The 19,468-nt window shown below is 72.3% G+C and carries 14 protein-coding genes; 9 read left to right on the top strand and 5 right to left on the bottom strand.

Features of this window, described 5'->3' with window-relative positions:
* The first annotated feature begins 23 nt into the window (after window positions 1–23).
* On the top strand, window positions 24–1,187 hold the full coding sequence (locus AAD496_RS14190; protein ID WP_349829504.1) for a protein kinase family protein: 1,164 nt from the start codon (window positions 24–26) through the stop codon (window positions 1,185–1,187).
* A gap of 60 nt (window positions 1,188–1,247) precedes the next feature.
* Here the strand turns inward: AAD496_RS14190 and AAD496_RS14185 are convergent, their stop codons facing one another.
* Both AAD496_RS14185 and AAD496_RS14180 read right to left on the bottom strand, forming a co-directional pair.
* On the bottom strand, window positions 1,248–4,793 hold the full coding sequence (locus AAD496_RS14185) for an ATP-dependent helicase (RefSeq protein ID WP_349829503.1): 3,546 nt from the start codon (window positions 4,791–4,793) through the stop codon (window positions 1,248–1,250).
* The gene (locus AAD496_RS14180) at window positions 4,790–8,257 is read right to left on the bottom strand and encodes a PD-(D/E)XK nuclease family protein (protein ID WP_349829502.1); all 3,468 of its coding nucleotides are present in this window, start codon (window positions 8,255–8,257) and stop codon (window positions 4,790–4,792) included. Before AAD496_RS14180 ends, AAD496_RS14185 begins: the two co-directional genes overlap by 4 nt.
* Before the next feature lie 297 nt (window positions 8,258–8,554).
* Between AAD496_RS14180 and AAD496_RS14175 the strand changes: the two genes are divergently transcribed.
* Window positions 8,555–9,259 (top strand): TetR/AcrR family transcriptional regulator, encoded by a 705-nt coding sequence (locus AAD496_RS14175; protein ID WP_349829501.1) that lies wholly within the window; start codon window positions 8,555–8,557, stop codon window positions 9,257–9,259.
* Between the two features lie 71 nt (window positions 9,260–9,330).
* Window positions 9,331–9,555: a DUF3107 domain-containing protein gene (locus AAD496_RS14170; protein WP_349829500.1), complete on the top strand. Its 225-nt coding sequence runs from the start codon at window positions 9,331–9,333 to the stop codon at window positions 9,553–9,555.
* Window positions 9,556–9,671: 116 nt separating this feature from the next.
* Here the strand turns inward: AAD496_RS14170 and AAD496_RS14165 are convergent, their stop codons facing one another.
* Window positions 9,672–10,289, bottom strand: a complete 618-nt coding sequence (locus tag AAD496_RS14165) for a ferritin-like fold-containing protein (protein ID WP_349829499.1) — start codon at window positions 10,287–10,289, stop codon at window positions 9,672–9,674.
* 113 nt (window positions 10,290–10,402) lie between these two features.
* On the opposite strand from AAD496_RS14165, the gene AAD496_RS14160 reads away from it, so the two are divergent.
* A complete protein-coding gene (locus AAD496_RS14160; RefSeq protein WP_349829498.1) occupies window positions 10,403–11,935 on the top strand; it encodes a DEAD/DEAH box helicase in 1,533 nt (510 codons plus the stop codon).
* 202 nt (window positions 11,936–12,137) lie between these two features.
* On the opposite strand, the gene AAD496_RS14155 is transcribed toward AAD496_RS14160, so the two are convergent.
* Entirely contained in the window at window positions 12,138–12,983 is an 846-nt protein-coding gene (locus AAD496_RS14155; protein ID WP_349829497.1) for a PHP domain-containing protein, read from the bottom strand.
* A gap of 43 nt (window positions 12,984–13,026) precedes the next feature.
* Between AAD496_RS14155 and AAD496_RS14150 the strand changes: the two genes are divergently transcribed.
* Window positions 13,027–14,562 carry an aminopeptidase P family protein gene (locus AAD496_RS14150; RefSeq protein WP_349829495.1) on the top strand — a complete coding sequence of 512 codons (1,536 nt, stop codon included), beginning with the start codon at window positions 13,027–13,029 and terminating at the stop codon, window positions 14,560–14,562.
* Window positions 14,563–14,615: 53 nt separating this feature from the next.
* Complete coding sequence (locus tag AAD496_RS14145) at window positions 14,616–15,782, top strand: P1 family peptidase (protein WP_349829494.1); 1,167 nt, start codon at window positions 14,616–14,618, stop codon at window positions 15,780–15,782.
* Window positions 15,783–15,828: 46 nt separating this feature from the next.
* On the opposite strand, the gene AAD496_RS14140 is transcribed toward AAD496_RS14145, so the two are convergent.
* Window positions 15,829–16,293 carry a YflT domain-containing protein gene (locus tag AAD496_RS14140; RefSeq protein ID WP_349829493.1) on the bottom strand — a complete coding sequence of 155 codons (465 nt, stop codon included), beginning with the start codon at window positions 16,291–16,293 and terminating at the stop codon, window positions 15,829–15,831.
* 67 nt (window positions 16,294–16,360) lie between these two features.
* Here AAD496_RS14140 and AAD496_RS14135 point away from each other — a divergent pair, with 67 nt between their 5' ends.
* The 3 genes from AAD496_RS14135 to AAD496_RS14125 all read left to right on the top strand — a co-directional run.
* Window positions 16,361–17,650: a magnesium transporter MgtE N-terminal domain-containing protein gene (locus AAD496_RS14135; protein WP_349829491.1), complete on the top strand. Its 1,290-nt coding sequence runs from the start codon at window positions 16,361–16,363 to the stop codon at window positions 17,648–17,650.
* A complete protein-coding gene (locus tag AAD496_RS14130) occupies window positions 17,640–18,302 on the top strand; it encodes a DUF1003 domain-containing protein (protein ID WP_349829490.1) in 663 nt (220 codons plus the stop codon). Before AAD496_RS14135 ends, AAD496_RS14130 begins: the two co-directional genes overlap by 11 nt.
* Window positions 18,303–18,390: 88 nt before the next feature.
* On the top strand, window positions 18,391–19,468 hold a 1,078-nt coding region (locus AAD496_RS14125), incomplete at its 3' end, for an Mrp/NBP35 family ATP-binding protein (RefSeq protein ID WP_349829489.1).

The following is a 19,468-nucleotide window of genomic DNA, read 5'->3' as shown; positions in this document are numbered from 1 at the left end:
CCACAGCGGCTAGATTCGGGTACATGGACGCCGCAGGAGCAGATCGGACCGTGAGGACGGACACGCAGAAGGCCCTCGACGTGGTCGCCCGGGCGGCCGCACACACCGAGGACTTCGAACCGCGCACCTGGACGGTGTTGCCCGGGCTGCCCGGTACCGCCGTCCTCCTCTCGGACGGGTCCCGTGACCTCGTCGCCTCGATCACCACCGGGGCGCCCGCCGTCACGGCCCGGGCCCGGGGACATGCCGGGGCCGTCCTGCGCATGGTGCTCCCGGACACCGCGGTGGCCTTCTGCCGGACCGTCACGGAACGGCCGCTCGACGACGACGCGTTCCTCCAGGTCCGGGAACCCCTGCCCGGCCGGCCGGCCTCGACTCGGGACTTCCTCGACTCCCCCGCCCTCGTCGCGGATCTGGCGTCCTTCCTCGCGGCCCTCCACGAGGCCGACCCCGGTCCCGTGGCCGATGCCGGCCTCGTGGTGCGCGACGCCCGGGAGGTCCGGGACTTCCTGCTGGCCGAACTCGACCGCGCCGCTGTCACCGGCGAGGTACCCGCCGTCCTGCTCGACCGGTGGGAACACGTCCTGGAGACCGCCGGACACTGGCACTTCCTCGCCGGTCCCGTCCACGGTTCGCTCTCCCTGGAGGCGCTGTGGGTCTCCGACGACCGTCTCACCGCTCTCGACGAGGCCGACCGTCTCCGGGTCGGGGACCCCGCCCTCGACCTCGCCGCGGTCGGTGACGTCCTCGGCCCCGACCTCTTCGAGGACTTCTTCACCGCCTACACGCAGGCGCGCTCGAACCCCGACGTGGCGCTGCGCGACCGCGTCGACTTCCTCGCGGAGTTCGCCGTCCTCGACTGGTTCCTCACGGTCTCGGAGTCCGGCACCGACCCGGAACGCGCCGAGGCGCTCGCCATGCTCCGCGACCTCGCCGCCCTGTACTCGCAGGACACGGAGTATTCGCCGGACGAGGAGCACTCGCCGGAGAAGGAGGACACCCCGGAGATGGAGGGCACGCCCGACGGGGCGCACCCTGTCGACCGGAAGGACTCCCCCGGCCACCGGGACTCCCCGGGTGATCCGATCGACGCCGATCGCGCCGGATTCCGCCCGGCGGCGGCCGTGGAACTCGGGTCCGACGGGACCGACCCCGAGGCCCCCACCCGTCGTGACGCCGACCGGTGACCCCGCCCGCGCGCCGGTGACCCGACCCCCGGGCGGGTGACCCGGTCCACAGGAAGGGAATCAGTCCGCGGCCGTGAGGGCGGCGACGAGTCCGGCCTCGTCGTGGAGCTGTTCGACACGCACCTCCTCGTCGGACCCGAAGAAGCAGAACACACCGGTGATGTCGCCGGCCCCGGCGAACTCCGGCATGCCCCGCAGCGCGAGCGCGTAGACGGAGAGCTGCACCGTCATGTCCGCCAGGTCCGCGTCCGAGGGCTTCCGGCCCGACTTCCAGTCGACGACCTCCAGACCGTCCTCGGTGGCGAACACCGCGTCGATCTTCCCGGGCACGTGGAGGGTACGGCCCCCGGGACGGGTGAGTACGAGTTCGAAGGAGCGTTCGACCGCCATCGGAGTCCGGTCGGCCCACCGGGAGGCGAGGAACCTCTCCTGCAGCGTCGCCAGACGTTCCCGCATCTCCTCCGGCAGTCGCCCGGTCGCTCCCGCCCCGTCGACCCCGGCCCACAGATCGGGGTCGCCGAGGGTCGACTGCCCGTACCGGTTCTCGATCCAGGCGTGGAACTCGGTGCCCAGTGCCGCCGCCGGGGTGGGACCCGCCGGCATGGGACGCCGCCGGGACCGGGCGAAGGCACGGGGGTCGCGATGCAGGTCGACGAGTCCGGTGGTCGACACCCGGTCCGGCCACGCGAGTGCCCGGGCCCGGGCCGCACGGATCTCCTCGAGGTGGTCGAGGGCCCGCTGCGCGGAGACCTGGACGGCCGGCACCCGGGAGTCCCGGGCGAGGGACTCCAGGGTCACCCGCCGGTCGCTCCGGGCCGCGAGCACGTCCAGGCGCCGGGCCCGCGCCGCCTGCAGGTCGGGGTCCTGGGGCACCGGCCAGTCGACACCGGTGGGCTCCTCCGCGGCCCGGGGGTCCTCCACCTCCGGGAGGCCCACCTCTCTGCGGCCGAGTGCGGCCGCCGCCTCGGTCCAGAACTCCGAGACCTCGTTCGCCGACTTCCGCCCCGACCACGTCGAGGCCCCGAGCCACAGGAACGACCGGGCCCGGGTCATCGCGACGTACATGAGGCGGCGTTCGCTCATGAGGTGGGCCGTGTCGAACTCCTCCCTCCGGGCCGCCAGCAGGTCGTCCAGGTCGGAGCCCGCGGTCAGTCGTTCCCGGGTGAGGTCGAGGCGTGGCAATGTGCGGCGGTCCCCGCGCAGGGCCGAGGGCAGGGACCCGCCCGGCAACCATCCGCGGATCTCGCGGTTCCCGGTCGGGAAGTCCCCGCGGGTCATGTCCGGCAGCGCCACGGCGTCGAACTCCAGACCCTTCGAGGCGTGGACCGTCATGAGGGTGACGACGCCCTCGGGGGCCTCCTGCTCCGGACGCTTGAGCGCGTCCTCGGCCTCCATGACCGCCAGCCAGTCGAGGAACCCGCGCAGGTCCGTCTCCGGGTGGGCGGCGACATGGGCGTTCACGAGGGACAGGAAGTCGTCCACGGCCCGGCGGTGGACGGTGAGTTCGATCCCGGTGAGCGCGCCCACCTCGGCGTCGACGTCGAGTTCCCGCAGGACGTCCCGCACCAGACGCGGCACCGTGGTGATCCCGGTGCGCAGGCGGCGCAGGGCGAGTCCCAGCCGCACGAGGCGGCCCGTCACCTCCTCCGTCAGACCGGCCCGCCGGCGGTCGGCCTCGACTCCGGCGGTGTCCTCCCCGTCCCCCGCCCGGGCGTTCCGCGCGCCGGTGAGGGCGTCGATCGCCTCGACGGTGCCGGGACGGTCCGCGGCGTCCGGGGTGTCGACCCGGGCGGCGCGCAGACGGGTGAAGGTGTTCAGACGGCGCAGGTCGGCCGCGCCGAGCCGGACGGCCCGCCCGCTGAGCAGGCGCATGAGGTGGTCACCGGCGCCGGGGTCGGCCACGACGTGCAGGGCCGCGTGGACGTCGGCGACATAGGGGTCGTCGAGCGCTCCCGAGGCGCCGACGACCGCGACCTCGAACCCACCGGCCCGCACCGCCGCCGCGAGAGTGCCGAAGGCCGCGCGTCGTCTGCTCAACACGGCGAAGGACCGGGCCCCGGCCCCGCGGGCCTCCTGCAGCCAGGACACGAGGTCGGCGTACTGGTCGGACCCGTACCCGGGGTCCGACTCACCCGGCGTCGGACGGAACACGACGGTGCCCGGCCCACCCCCGGGACGGAGGACGAGGGCGTCGGCCGGGTCCTCCCCCGGCAGACCGGCGGACACGCTGTTCGCCGCCTTCAGGATGTCCTCGTCGTTGCGCCAACTGGTGCGCAGTCCGGCCCTGCCGGCCACCTCCCCGTCGCTGCGTCGGAAGGCCTGGGGAAAGCTCTCGATGTTGTCGGCACTGGCGCCCCGCCAGGCGTAGATCGCCTGGCGGGGGTCGCCCACGGCCATCACCGGCATCCCGCCGAACAGGTCGGCCAGCAACACCGTCTGGGAGGACGAGGTGTCCTGGTACTCGTCGAGGAGCACGACGTCCCAACGGGACCGTTCGGCCACCCGGGCCTGTGGGTCGGCACGCAGGGCGGCGACGGCGTAGGCGACCTGGTCCGAGAACTCCAGGGCTCCGGCCTCCCGTTTGGCGGCGAGGTAACGGTCGGCGAGGACGGCGATCCGCCGCTTGCGGCGCAGCTGTCCGAACACCTGCCTCACCTGTTTCCATTTCGTGGGGGGCAGGTGCTTCAGCAGGTGATCGAGCAGGGCCTCACGGGACGCGGGATCCGTCGCCCGCAGGCCACTCACCCCGAGTCCCGCGGCGGCGGCGAGTTCCTCCGCCCGGGCGAGTGCCGCCGCCCGCACCTCCTTCCACGTGTCGCCGGGGTACTCCGCCTTCGACGGATTCCGCTTCTTCCCGATCGCTGCGAGATACGAGGAGTACATGTCCCCCCGCAGGAGGGCGTCGAGGCTCGCATCGACGTGGTCGACGACCGCCTGCGGATCGGTGAGATGTTCATTCACCTGCCCGGCGAGGGCGAGCACGTCGTCGACGAAGGTGGTCCGGGCGCCCTCGGTGGGGACCTCGTGGGGTGCGGCCGCGTCGACGACGGTCCCGGCCAGCTCCCGGGCGATCGCCGCGTCGAGGACCCGGGCGTCGGGTTCGACCCCGACGGCCATGCCGTGGTCACGGACGAGCGAGGCCGCATAGGAGTTGTAGGTCGACACCGTCGGGACGTCGAGGCCGGTGAGCGCGGTCGCCGCGGAGGGTCCTCCCGGGGTGTCGCCCGATCCCGCACCCGGGGCCGGATCCTCGGCGTCACGCCGCAGTTCCTCCTCGGCCCAGTGGAGGGCGAGCGCCTGTGCGACGTCGGGGCGGACCGAGCGGAACCGCGCGAGCAGCCGCCGGATGCGGTCGGCGAGCTCGCCGACGGCCTTCCGGGTGAAGGTGAGACCGAGGATCCGGTCGGCCGGCACCCAGCCGTTGGCCACGAGCCACACGACCCGCTGGGCGAGCACCGTCGTCTTGCCGGACCCCGCTCCGGCGATGACGACGAGGGGTTCGAGATCGGACTCGATGATCCGGGCCTGTTCCTCCGTCGGCGGGAACAGGTCGAGCATCTGGGCGAGTTCGTGGGCGGAGAACCGCACCGGGCGGCGGGTGGTCATTCCGCGTCCTCCTCGTTCGTCGTCATGATCGCCGGGCACGAGGACCGCACGGGGCAGGTGCGGCACACCTCCGGCGAGGGGGTGGCGGTGAAGACGGAGCGTCGCATGCCGCGGGCCGTCTCGGTCACGAGGTCGAGCGCCCAGTCCGGGTCCGCCGACTCCCGGAGCCCCGGTTGCTCGCGGAGTGAGCCCTTCCGCAGGTACACGAGTTCGCCCCCGCCGGGGTCCGTCGCGGCCACCTGGTCCCCGTCGGCGAGGACCGCCCCGGTCATGCCCAGCGCGACCTGGTAGGTGCCCAGCTGCGGGTTCTCGGCGACCTCGGCGACCGGCGGCACGTTCTTGCCCGTCTTGTAGTCGACGACCCGCAGTCGCTCGGTCTCCTCACCCGTTTTCGGGTCACGGACCGTGACGACTTCCAGACGGTCCATGCGGCCGTACACGTTCCACGGTCCGCCGCGCCCGGGGTCCGGTTCGGTGGCGTCGACGGCGGCCTCGGCGGCGACGAACCGGGCGCCCGCCGCCCGCCGGTCCGCGAGATAGGCGTCGAGGCGTTCGATCATCCGCAGACCCTCCGCGTGTTCCCTGTCGCGTTCCCAGTCCGAGGCGAAGGAGATCTCCGCGAAGCCTGTCTCGAATTCGGTGCGCATCGCCTCGAGCCCACCCTCCGGATGGTGCTCGGCGACCGCGTGGACGAGGTTGCCCAGGTCCTGGGCCCGGGAGGAGGTCGACTGCCCTCCGTGGGTGGTGAGGAACCAGCGCAGTCCGCAGTCCGTGAAGGTCTCCACGGCCGAGGGCCGCACCGGCACCGTCTCGTCGGCGGCGTAGAGCGGACCGGTGTCGGAGACAGCCCACCAGCCGGTCCAGGTGGCCGGGTCGGCCTCGGGGACACCGGCGGCGCGCAGGGCGAGCAGCAGATCGGCCCAGGCCTCGACGACCGGCCCCGGGCCCGTGGACCCAGCGGTGTCCGACTCAGTGGTGTCGGACCCAGCGTTGTCGGACCCAGCGGTCTCGGGGTCCGGATGCCCGTCCGCGGGGCCGGCACCGGGCACCGGGGAGAACTCCGCCCGGGCACGACCGGCGATCTCCCGCAGTGACAGCGGGAACCGGGGACCGCCGATCACCCGCTCGTGGTGGTCGGGGATCGTCTCCCCGGGGTCGGCCCGGAACCGGGCCGCGGCCTCGCGGACCGTGTGGAAGAAGACGCTCGGGGAGTTCTCCGCGTCGTCGAGGGCCGTGACGACCACTCTCTCCCGGGCCCGGGTGAGGGCGGTGTGGAAGACCATCGCCTCGTCCTCGACGACCGCCCGCCGGCGCCGACGCAGGACCCGGGGGTCACCGACCGAGGGTTCCCGCCCGTCGAGGACCTCGACGAGGTCGTCGAGGCCGAAGATCGTGCCGCGGACGCGGGGGTCGGGCCAGTGCCCCTCGTCGACATCGGCGACGACGACCCGCCGGAACTCCCGGTGGGCGAGCGCGGCCGGCGAGTCGACGACGACGAGGTCACGGTCGGCGGTCCGGGCCAGGGAGTCCTGAGCGAACTCCTGGTCGAGCACGAGCCGGGCGAAGGAGTGGGCGCGGTGGGTGTCGCGGGCCGCGAACTTCTCGGCGAGACCGAACAGCCGGACCACCGCGTCGAGGCGGTCGTTCGCCGCGGCCCGCGGGTCCGCCAGGCCCTGTTCCTCCCATTCGTCCGCGACCCCGGTGGCCTCCCACAGTCGCCACAGGGCGGTGTGCGGGTCGTCGAGCCGGACCGTGGCGGCCCGCTCGAGCAGACGGGCCACCACCCGCAGACCGGCGGGCAGACGGGTCGGGTCCACCCGGTCGAGGGCCGCCGCGAACAGGGCACCCCTGCCACCCACCGGCGCGGCGAGACCCTCCCGGACGAACAGGCCGCGCACCGTCCGGTCGAGCGCGGCGAGCGCCAGGGAGTCGAGCCCGACGTAGACGCCGCCGAGGAGGTCGAGGACGAGCCCCGTCCGTTCCGGGTCGACGTCCGGTGCGGACTCCTCCGCGACACCTGTCTCCTCCGGGCTGCCCGGGGGCGCGAGTGCCAGGAGTCGCAGAAGGGGGAGGGTGGCCGGGTCCTCGGCCAGGGGCAGGTCCGTGGCGGCCACGGGCACCCCGAGGGCGTCGAGTTCCTGGCGCAGTCCGTTCGCGGTCCCCGTCGAACGGGTGATGACCGCACAGTCCGCCCAGTCGAGGCCGAGGTCGTGGTGCCAGTACCGCAGACGACGGGCGATGTGCCGGGAACGCTCGGCCGGCGAGTCGAAGGCCAGGCATTCGACGGCGGTGTCCGCCTGCTCCGGTGCTTCCCCGCCGTCCTCGAACACCGCGAGGTGCTCGTCTAGCCCGGGTCCGCCGTGCTCCGGCGGGATGTGTGCCCGCCACTTGACCCGCGAGGTCCGGCGTGCGAAGTCGTGGACGACCCGGGCACCGGCACCGCACACCCGCGCGGTCGGTGCGTGCCCGTCGAGCACCTCGATCCGCGCGGTCCGGCCCGGCGGGACGAGGGACGCGTCCGCCGACCACGCCGCGTCGAGAAGCGCGCCCCCGGCACCCCGGAACCCCTGGGTCACGGTGTCCGGCGACCCGAACACCGCGAGCGTCGTGCCGAGTCCGACGAGGGCCCGCACGAGTGGGAGCGCCGCGTCCGGGAAGTCCTGGGCGGCGTCGACGAACAGATGGGTGGGGACGTGGGCCGCCGCGAAGCTCCAGCGGTCACCGGCCCGGGTGCCGTGGGTCTCCCCCTCCTCCCGGACCCGGGCGGCGGCCTCCGCGAGCACGCCCGCGGTGTCGATCCCCCCGAAGCCCGGGACGGCCAGGAGGTCCTGGTAGTCCTGGAGGACCTCCGCGGCCACCCGCCACTCGGCGCGTCCGTGGTCACGGGCCAGCCCGGCGACGGTGGCCGGGTCGACGTCCCGCTCGACGAGTCGGTCGAGGACGTCGCGCAACTGGGTCCGGAACTCCCGCGTGCCCCGGACCTCGGGGGTGAGACGTCCCGACCAGGTGGGCACCGTGAGGCCCCGTTCCGCCGCGTGGTGCTCATAGCCGTCGAGGAGTTCGGCGAGCAGGGCGTCCTGGTCCGCCCCGGAGACGAACCGACCGGTCTCACCGGTGTGCGCGGCGTTGACCGCGGAGACGATCCCGAAGGCGTAGGAATGGAGGCTACGGGCCGGACTCGACGACCGGACGCGCCCGGCGGGGGTACCGTCCGCACCGGACGGTCCGGCGGGGCCGGTGAGGGAATCACGCAGGACGTCCGCGTGGTCCCGATGCGGGGCCAGCACGAGCACGTGATCGGACCCGAGGCGCGACTCGACGAGGGGGTGGACGGCCCCGAGCAGACGGGTCTTCCCCGTCCCCGGGCCGCCGACGACCGTCACCGGTCCGTGGTCGAGCAGGTGCGAGGCGAGGGCAGCGGGGAAGGCGGGGTCGGCCGGGCTCACGGGCTGCAGATCGTCCATGCCCCTCATCCAAGCAGACGGCTCGGACACACTTCCCGGGTGCACCGTGCGCCTCCCTCCCCTGTGACGCGGTTCACGAATCGGGCACGATACCGGTGACATTTCGTCACATGCACGTGCTGCCGCACCACATCTCGTCCTCCCTGGTCACATGGGCGGAACCCACAGGTTTCCGAGAGGAAGTGACAAGTCCGCCTGCTCTCCGCAATGTGATCGAGACCGTTCCGTGACCTGACGTGCAGATCTGGCACACGACACGCCGCGACGGTGTCGTTGCCCATTGATAGCTTGACCGCCATGTCACGCACCCATACCTTCCGGATCCCGCGGATGCCTCGCCGGATGCCCCGGGCACAGCGCCGGGAGCAGCTCATCGAGGTCGCCACCGCCGTGTTCGCGGACAAGGGCTACCATCTCGCGTCCATGGAGGACGTCGCGGACGGTGCGCGGTGCTCGAAGCCGGTGCTCTACCAGCACTTCTCGTCGAAGAAGGAGTTGTACACGGCCGTCATCGACCATGCCGCCTGCCGCCTCGACGCCGTGCTCGAACCCGCGCTCGCGGTCGACGACGCCCGCGCCCGCACCGAACGGACGGTCGCCGCCCTCATGGAGTTCGTGGTGAGCGAACCCGCCACGTACCTCACCCTGCACTTCCGCGACAACTACGACGAGGACGTCCGTGAGCGTGTGCACCGCACCCGCGACCTGTTCGTCCACCGACTCGCGCGGGGCCTCACCGAACGCACGGGACTGGCCAGTGGCTCGGCCCTCGTCGCCGCGGCCGCGGTCGCCGGCGCCGCGGACAACGCCGCTCTCTACGTCCACGAACACCCCGAGGACCTGTGCCCCGACCACATCGCCCTCGTCACGTCCCTCATGTGGAACGGGGTGAGTGCACTCCACGACACTCCCCCGGGACCGGCACCCCACGACGCGGACCACACCACCGAGGCCGCGGAACTCGCCGAGGTGTCCGAGTCGCCGTCATCCGCCGTAGAGTGATGCCGTCAGGTCGGGACACCCCTCGGGTCCCCGACCGCCGACCGACGAACCACGACGTGAAGAGGACAGACATGGAAATCAAGATCGGTGTACGCCAGGCGCCCCGCGAACTCACCATCGAGGTCGAGAGCACGGCCGCCGAGGTGGCCACGCAGGTGGACGAGGCGATCGAGAAGGGCTCCGTCCTCTCCTTCACCGACGACAAGGGCCGCCAGGTCATGGTCCCCGCCTCCGCGCTCGCCTACGTCGAGACCGGCACCGAGAACCACCGTCCCGTCGGCTTCGGTCTCGTCTGAATCGGACGCCGCCCGGACTCCGGCACCCCACCGCAGGGTCCGACACCGCCGGAGACGCCGCAGGCCCGGTCCCACCACGAGGTGGGACCGGGCCTGCGGCGTCCGGCCGTCGCGGCTCAGGCCACGAGGCCGAGCCCGCTCATCCGCTTCGAGTGGGCCGTCATGCACGACTGGGTGATCGACACGACCCGGTCCTCCGGTACGCCCAGGAGCTGGACGAGGAGGACACGGCCGCGGGTCATCGCCTCGGCGACGAGGCGCCTGCCCCACAGGGCCAGCCGCGCGGCCAGTGCCGGATCATCGGCGAGAGACCGGGCCAGGCGGTCCCGGAGGTGATCGGCCCGACGTGTATCATCGAGGGCAGCAGAGACGACCCGAACACTCGTGGGATCGAGGTCCTCGAGGGCCGCCCGACTGAAGTCCTTCATGATTCCGTCGAGCACATAGCCCTTCATGAGGCTCTCGTACCAGTCCCCCGGTCGGGTGCGCTCGTGGAACACGGAGAAGGCCCGTGCCGCGTCCCGCATCCCCTCGACGACGTCCCCGCCCAGCTCCTCCACCCGGGCAGAGATCGCCCGGAAGTGATCGAGGCAGTGTCCGGCCACGAGGGCCAGACCCACCTCGTCCTCGACGGAGGCCGCGCTGCGGGCGTCCTCGGCGGACTGTTCGAACGCGGTGAGTTCACCGAAGGCCACCAGGGCCAGGGTCGTCACCTGGGTGATCGGATCCGTCATGACTGGGTCCGGCGAGGTCGGGGACTGGTCGGCACACATGTGCTCCAGACTACCGCCGCCCGCACCGTGCGTGCTCCTCCGACGGGAGCACCGTGAGGAGAAGAAGTACACACATGACAGACACCGTCACCAGCCGGACCGTCGACCCCGACGTCACGGTCGAGGACCTGGCACAGGACACCTTCGCCGACTTCGGCGTGTCCGGCCCCATCGTCGCGGCACTCGCGAAGAAGGGCATCGAGCACCCCTTCCCCATCCAGGCGCTCACCCTCCCGGTCGCCCTCACCGGCGCCGACATCATCGGCCAGGCGAAGACCGGTACCGGCAAGACCCTGGGCTTCGGTATCCCGCTCCTCCAGCGTGCCACCGCCCCCGGGGAGCCCGGCTTCACGGGTGAGGCCACCGGCCGTGCACCGCAGGGCCTGGTCGTGGTCCCCACCCGCGAGCTCGCCAAGCAGGTGGCCCAGGACCTCGTCACCGCCTCGACCGAGCGTGACCTCTCGATCGTGACGATCTACGGCGGCAAGGAGTTCGAGCCCCAGATCGAGGCGCTCAAGGCCGGTGCGGACGTCGTCGTCGGTACCCCCGGCCGCCTGCTCGACCTCTACGGGCGCCGGATCCTCAAGCTCAACGCCGTGCGCACCGCCGTCCTCGACGAGGCCGACGAGATGCTCGACCTCGGCTTCCTGCCGGACGTCGAGCGGATCATCGCCGCACTCCCCCTGGCCCGCCAGACGATGCTGTTCTCGGCGACCATGCCCGGTGCCGTCATCACGATGGCCCGCCGGTACATGTCGAAGCCCACCCACATCCGGGCCCAGGACCCCGACGACGAGTCGACGACCGCCCGCAACGTCGAGCAGTTCGTCTACCGCGCCCACTCGATGGACAAGTCCGAGCTCGTGGCCCGCGCCCTCCAGGCCGAGGGCCGGGGCAAGACGATCGTCTTCGCCCGGACCAAGCGCACCGCCGACCGCCTGGCCGAGGAGCTCGCCGACCGCGGCTTCAACGCCCGCCCGCTCCACGGTGACCTCAACCAGCAGGCCCGCGAGCGCGCGCTGACCCAGTTCCGCGAGGGCAAGGTCGACATCATCGTCGCCACCGACGTCGCCGCGCGTGGCATCGACATCGACGACGTGACCCACGTCTTCAACTACCAGTGCCCGGACGACGAGAAGACCTACATCCACCGGATCGGCCGCACCGGCCGTGCCGGCAAGACGGGTGTGGCCGTCACCCTCGTCGACTGGGACGACATCCCCAAGTGGCGCCTCATCGACAAGGCCCTCGACCTCGGCAAGCCCGAACCGGAGGAGACCTACTCGACCTCGAAGCACCTCTACGCGGAACTCCACATCCCGGAGGGCACGAAGGGCCGCCTCAAGCGGCGCAAGCCCACCGCGGGCGAGGACGCCGAGGAGGGCCGGGGACGGCGTTCCGGCTCCCGTTCCGGTGGCCGTGACCGTCGTCGTCCCGCGTCCGAGGCGCCCTCCGGTTCCGGCCGCGGCCGCGACGCGAAGGACGCCGAGAAGGACTCCGGCCCCCGCAAGCCGCGCCGGCGCCGCCGCACCCGCGGCGGCAAGCCCTCCGGCGGGGTCGCCCGCTCCGAGCAGGGCGGCCACGAGGAAGTCCCCGCCACGGACTGAGGCCCGTCAGCACGGCCAGGGCTGCGTTCTCGTCGCTCGAAGTACCAAACCCACGTACGTCTTCGCTCCTCGGCCTTGCCCTGACCGCACTGCCGGACCTCAGTGAGATCCGTCAGCACGGCTCGTGACGACGAGGGCCCCTGCACTCACCGGAGTGCAGGGGCCCTCGTCCATGTCATCCACTGACGGCTCGGAGGCGTGGTCAGTGCAGGTACTCGACGCCGGTGGCCCGTGCGGCGATGCGTTCGAGCATCTCCGGGGCGGTGTGGTGCTCGCCGAGCCGGTTCGGCTTCCCCGTGCCGTGGTAGTCGCTGGAGCCGGTGACGAGGAGGTCGTGGGCGGCGGCGAGCGCACGCAGGTCCTCCCGGTCGGCCGGCGGGTTATCGCGGTGGTCGATCTCCAGGCCGTCGAGCCCGGCCTCGATCATCGCGCGCATGCCGGTGTCCGGGACGACCCGGCCGCGGGCCGAGGCGCGCGGGTGGGCGAACACCGCCACTCCCCCGGCGGCGTGGACCATCCGGATCGCGTCGAGTGCCGAGATCACCGGGGTGGGCACGTAGTACTTGCCGCGGCTGCTGAGGATGCCCTCGAAGGCGGCCGAGCGGTCCGGGGCGAGCCCGGCGGCGACGAGGGCGTCGGCGATGTGCGGGCGGCCGATCGTCGAGTCGGGCCCGGCCTGGGCGAGCACGTCGTCGTAGGTGAGCGGGAAGTCCGCGGCCAGGCGTTCGACGATGGTCCGGGCGCGGGTCTCGCGGGACACGCGCGAGCCCGTGACGGCCTGCATGAGTTCCTGGTCCGCTCCCGGATCGTGCAGGTAGGACAGGAGATGGACGCTGATCCCCTCGTACCGGCAGGAGATCTCCATCCCCCGCAGTAGGCCGATCCCGTGGGCGGCGGCCGCCTCGGCGGCCTCGGACCAGCCGGCGGTCGTGTCGTGGTCGGTGAGTCCGATCACGTCGACACCGCCCTCGGCCGCCTCGGCGACGAGTTCCGCAGGGGACTGCGTGCCGTCGGAGAACCGCGAGTGCGTGTGGATGTCGATGACCATGCCCTGATCCTAGCCGCACCCCTCCGGCCCCTAAGCTGGAGGCATGACGGAATCCACCGACGCACAGTCCACCGCGCAGTCCACCGACCAGGACCTGGGGAACCGGGTCAACAACCGTTCCCGCCGCCCGCAGTCCAAGGCCTTCCGCGAGTTCGTGGCCTCCGGGTGGGACCACCGCCCGCAGACCGACGTCGCCCCGTTGGAGTCCGCCGCGTGGACCCCGGCCCGCCGCGCCGCACTGTCCGCGCAGTTCCCCGGTGAGCGTCTGGTGATCCCCGCCGGCAACTTCAAGCAGCGGTCGAACGACACCGACTACCGGTTCCGCGCGCATTCCGCCTTCGTCCACCTCACCGGCCTCGACCAGGACCAGGAGCCGGACTCCGTGCTCGTCCTGGAGCCGAAGGAGGACGGCGAGGGCCACGAGGAGACCTTCTACTTCCGTCCCCGCGCCGGAGCCGACACCGAGGAGTTCTTCTCCGACGCCACCTACGGTGAGTACTGGGTCGGTCCCCGCGCCGAGCTGGAGACCATGGCGACGCTCATCGGTGTGCCGACGGACAACATCGCCGTCGCCGCCGAGGCCGTGACGAAGGATCTGGGCAGCACCTCGGTGCGGATCGTCCGCGGGGTCGACTCCTCCCTGGAGGCACAGGTCGACCTCGCCCGCGAGCAGGTCGCCGCCGACCTGGAGATCTCCCGCAGCGGCGACGACGAGATGGCCCAGTTCCTGTCCGAGCTCCGCCTCGTCAAGGACGACTACGAGATCGAGCGCATGCGCGAGGCCGTGTCCATCACCCGGTCCGGCTTCGACGAGGTCGTGCGTGCCCTCCCCGCGGCCGTCGGACACCGGCGCGGCGAGCGCGTGCTGGAGACCTCCTTCGAGCGGATCGCCCGGACCGAGGGCTACGGCCTGGGCTACGACACGATCGCGGCGTCGGGCAACCACGCCTGCACGCTCCACTGGATCAAGAACGACGGCGTCGTCGCCGAGGGTGACCTCGTCCTCGTCGACGCCGGTGCGGAGACGGACTCCCTCTACACCGCCGACATCACCCGGACCCTCCCGGTGACCGGCACCTTCACCCCCGTCCAGCGGAAGATCTACGAGGCCGTCCTCGAGGCCTCCGACGCCGCCTTCGCCCGCGCCGCCGAGCACGTCCACCGCGACGTCGAGTTCGGCGAGATCCACGACGCGGCCATGGAGGTCATCGCCCGTCGCCTCGAGGAGTGGGGTCTGCTGCCGGTGACCGCCGAGGAGGCGCTCGCCCCCTCCGGCCAGCAGCACCGTCGGTGGATGGTCCACGGCACCAGCCACCACCTGGGCCTCGACGTCCACGACTGCGCCCAGGCCCGCGCCGAGATGTACCTCGGGGCGAAGGTCGAACCGGGCATGGTCTTCACCATCGAGCCGGGTCTGTACTTCAAGGAGGAGGACCTCCTCCTGCCCGAGGAGTACCGCGGTATCGGCGTGCGCATCGAGGACGACGTCCTCGTGACCGCCGAGGGCGTCGAGAACATCTCCGCGGGCTTCCCCCGCACCGCCGACGAGGTCGAGGCCTGGGTGCAGGGCACCCGCTGAGACACCTGCCGCGAGTCCGGTCGAGAACCGGGTCGAGAACCGAGGAGGACCCCGTGCCCCATCTGCCGCTGGGAACACTGCGCCGCGGTGCCGGCGTCACCGAGGTGCCCGGGGTCCGTCTCGGCCACCACACGCGGGACACCGACGGGGCGCTCACGGGGGTCACCGTCATCGTCCCACCACCCGGGACCATGGCCGCCGTCGACGTGCGCGGCGGCGGCCCGGCCGGTCACGAGACCGGCGTGATCGAACCCGGCACGCACCCCTACGGCGCCGACGCGATCGTCCTCACCGGCGGCAGCGCGCACGGCCTCGTCACCACCCACGGGGTCATGGAGGGGCTCATGGCCGACGGCCGCGGGTTCCCGGCCCCGGGCGCGGCGGGTGCCGCCGGGGTCACCGTCCCGATCGTCCCGGCCGCCGCGCTCTTCGACCTCGGGCGGGGCACCGCCCCCTTCGCTCCCCCGCTCGCCGCGCACGGGCTGGCCGCCTATCGCGCCGCCGCCGAGGCGCCCTCCCCCGCTCCCGGGAACGTGTCCGGACATGCTCTCGGGCACGCGTCCGGGCTGCGGGGCTCGCTCGGTGCCGGGACCGGGGCGTGGACCGGTCGCGGGCTCACCCGCGGCGGGCTGGGCCAAGCCGCCCTCACGACGCCGACCGGCCACACCGTCGCCGCGGTCGTCGCGGTCAACGCCATGGGGTCCCTGCTCGACCCGACCGGTCGGTTCCACGCCGGGACCGTCCTCGCACAGTACGGATACGCCCCTGGTGACGCGCCCGGGATCTCCGGCCGGTGGGAGGAACTCGACCGGGCCGCCGAGGAAACGGCCCGGAGAGAAGACCAGGGCGCCTCGGGAGCGGGGGCCGACGGTGCGCGGAACACGACGATCGCGTGTCTCGTGACGGACGCGGCACTCGACTCGGCACAGACGCAGCGGTTGGCGGCGAGTGCCCATGCGGGGCTCGCGCGGGCCGTCCATCCCTCGCACACGCTCTACGACGGGGACACGGTCTTCGCCCTGTCGACGCAGGCGTCACCGATCGCCCCGGGCGACCTACCCGAGGTCCTCGTGGGGCTCAACATCGCCGCGGCGGACGTGCTCACGGCCGCGATGGTCGACGCGGTGTTCTCCGCGACGCCGTCCGGAGTGCCGGGGGCTCCGCCGGCACTCGGTGAACTCGCGCCCGAGGCCGCCGCCGCCTGGGCGGCTCTCCCCTGAGCCGACCGCGGCACAGGCGGCCCGCTCAACACGACCTGCCCACGCGTCACATCCTGGCCAGCGCCTGCCGCGCCTCGGCGACGCGGTGCGGAGGGCACACGATCTCGTAGGACCCGGCGAGGATGTTCGGGACGGTGACGACCGAGCCCTGGCGCCGACCGAGCGCCTTGACGCCCAGGCTCGCGAGGACACCCACGCCGACGCAGACGAGGACGGTCGGCGCGAGGGTGGCGGTGAGCAGCTGTTCCTGTCCGCCGAAGAGCGCGTACCCGAGTCCCAGAAGCATGCCGATCCATGCCCCGCTCACCGCGCCGCGCCAGGCGGCCGCGCCCCAGGACCGGGCGCCGGCGACCGCTTCGACGAGGTAGACGTTCGACCCGACGATCGACAGTTCCGTCACGGGGAACCCGGCCCGGGAGAGGTGCCGCACGGCGTCCTTGGCCGCCTCGTGGTCGGGGTAGGAGGCGAGGATCTCGCCGTGGGGCAGCTGGGTGAGGGGCTTGGCGACCATGACCCAAGTATCGCGTGCGGGCCGCGGGTCCGTCACCTGCGCGGCCCCCCGTACTAGGGTGTGGGCCGTGGCAGGTACTTCCGATCGCGTGTTCGTGGCCCGACTGGCCGGAGTCGCCGTCTTCGACCCCCTGGGTGACCAGGTGGGCAAGGTGCGCGACGCCGTCGTCGTGTACCGGGCCACCATGCGCAGGCAGCCCAAGGTTGTCGGACTCGTCGTCGAGGTGCCCGGCAGGCGGCGCGTGTTCGTGCCGATGACACGCGTGATGAGCATCGACGCCGGGGCCGTCATCACGACCGGTCTGGTGAACATGCGGCGGTTCGAACAGCGCTCGACGGAGACCCTCGTGCTCGGGCAGATGCTCGGACAGGAGATCGTGCTGCGCGGCGAGGGTGCGCAGGTGCGCATCGAGGACGTGGCGATCGAACCGCAGCGGAACAAGGAGTGGGAGGTCGTGCGCCTCTACGTGCGTCGGCCCGCCGCCCGCAAGCACGCGCTCGACCCTTTCCGCCGGCGTGGCGAGACGCTCCAGGTCGAATGGTCCGAGGTCGACCACCCGACGACCGGCAGCGACCACCAGGAGGCCACCCAGCTCATCGCGGCCTACCAGGACACGAAGGCCGCCGACCTCGCCGACGCCCTGCGCGACCTGCCGGCCAAGCGCCGGTTCGAGGTCGCCCGCGAACTCGACACCGAACGTCTGGCGGACGTCCTCCAGGAGCTGCCGGAGACCACCTCGATCGAGATCGTCGGCGCGCTCGACACCGAGCGCGCCGCAGACGTCATCGAGGCGATGGAACCCGACGACGCCGCCGACCTCCTCGGCGACCTCAGCGACGAGGAGGCCGAACGCCTGCTCGCGGCCATGGAGCCGGACGAGGCGAAGGACGTCCGCACCCTCCTGTCCTACGAGGACGACACCGCCGGTGGTCTCATGACGACCGAACCGGTGATCCTCTCCCCCGAGACGACCGTCGCCGAGGCGCTCGCCCACGTCCGGCGCCAGGAGCTCGCCCCGGCGCTCGCCGCCGCGGTGTTCGTCTGCCGCCAGCCGCTCGAACCCCCGACGGGCAAGTACCTGGGGCTCGTCCACATCCAGGCGCTGCTGCGCGAACCGCCCGCGGAGGCCGTCGGGGCGATCCTCGACGACGAGGTCGAGGCGCTCCCGCCGACCGCCCCGGTGAGCGAGGTGACGAAGCTGCTGGCCGCCTACAACCTCGTGTCGGTGCCGGTCACCGACGAGAACGACCACCTGGTCGGTGTCGTCACCGTCGACGACGTGCTCGACGAACTGCTGCCCGACGACTGGCGTCTGGGCGAGGACGACATCCGGACGGAGGTGCCCCGTGGCCGCTGACGAGCTCGACACCCCCCGGGCGGCCCACCGCCGCAAGATCCGCCTGTTCTCCCCCGAGGCGTTCGGAGCCGGGGCGGAGGCATTCGCCCGGTTCATGGGTACTCCCGGGTTCCTGGTCGGGATGACGATCTTCTGTGGCGTGTGGTTGGCGTGGAACTCCCTGGCCCCGGAGGCCGCACAGTTCGACCCCAAGGCCCTGAACTTCACACTGCTCACGCTCATCCTGTCCCTCCAGGCCTCCTACGCCGCGCCCCTGCTGCTGTTGGCCGAGAACCGCAGCGCCGACCGCGACCGGGTCGAGTTCGAGACCGACCGCAAGCGGGCCGAGCGCAACCTCGCCGACACCGAATACCTCACCCGGGAGGTCGCGAGCCTGCGCATCGCCATGCGCGACATCGCGACGCGTGACTTCATCCGCTCGGAACTGCGCGATCTGTTCGAGGAGATGGAGGAGCAGCGGGAGAAGGACCGGGCCGAGCAGGAGGCCCGGGAGGCCCGCGAGGCCGAGGAACTCCGCCGTCTTCGCGAGACCTGGGAGGGCGGGGCCTCCGGATCGGGACCTGAATCAGGACCGGGTGCGGCACCGGACTCCGGATTGGGTTCCGCGGGGTCGATCGACGACAATGGGACGGATACCCCGGACCGGTCCTGACTCCCCTTCGCGGAGAGTGCGACCGAGCGCTTCGACGCCGATCCGCCCGCCGGGGTGCAGACCCGACGGAGAGGACGAGGACGATCCGATGACACTGCCCACCGAGGAGAAGATCCACCAGGCGCTGGAAGGCGTCATGGACCCGGAGATCAAACGGAGCATCGTCGAGCTCGACATGGTCGACTCCATCGAGGTGGGCGCGTCCGGTCACGTCACGGTCACCGTCCTCCTCACGGTCGCAGGCTGCCCGCTCAAGGACACCATCACGACCGACACCACGAAGGCCGTCGAGTCGGTCGAGGGTGTCACCGGGGTGACCGTGAAGCTCGGCACCATGACGCCCGAGCAGCGCCAGGCCATGCGTGAGAAGCTCCAGGGCGCCGGCTCCTCCCGGGAGATCCCCTTCAACCAGCCGGGCTCCCTCACCCGCATCTACGCGATCGCCTCCGGCAAGGGCGGCGTGGGCAAGTCCTCCGTCACCGCGAACATGGCCGTCGCCATGGCCCAGGAAGGTCTGCGGGTCGGTGTCATCGACGCCGACATCTACGGCTTCTCGATCCCCGGCATGCTCGGGGTGACCGGCAACCCGACCCGCGTGGACGACATGATCATCCCGCAGGTCGCCCACGACGTGAAGGTCATGAGCATCGGCATGTTCGTGCCGGCCAACCAGCCGGTCGTGTGGCGTGGACCCATGCTCCACCGGGCACTCCAGCAGTTCCTCACCGACGTCTTCTGGGGCGACCTCGACGTCCTCCTGCTCGACCTGCCGCCCGGCACCGGCGACATCGCGATCTCCGTCGCCCAGTTGCTGCCCACCTCCGAGCTGGTCGTCGTCACGACCCCGCAGCAGGCCGCCGCCCAGGTCGCCGAGCGGGCCGGTGCGATCGCCGTGCAGACCCGTCAGCGGGTGGCCGGCGTCGTCGAGAACATGTCGTGGCTGGAACTGCCGGACGGCACCCGCATGGACGTGTTCGGGACCGGCGGCGGCGCGAAGGTCTCCGCCAACCTCGAGCGCACGCTCGGTACCAAGGTGCCGTTGTTCGGTTCGGTCCCCCTCGACCCCGAGGTCCGCACCGGCGGCGACTCCGGCACCCCCGCCGTGCTCGCCAACCCGGACTCGCCGGCCTCGAAGGCCATGGCCACGGTCGCCCGCGACCTCGGCC

It is taken from the genome of Brevibacterium litoralis, assembly GCF_040212315.1.
Lineage (GTDB): Bacteria > Actinomycetota > Actinomycetes > Actinomycetales > Brevibacteriaceae > Brevibacterium > Brevibacterium litoralis.
This window is presented reverse-complemented; position numbering and strand designations above follow the sequence as displayed.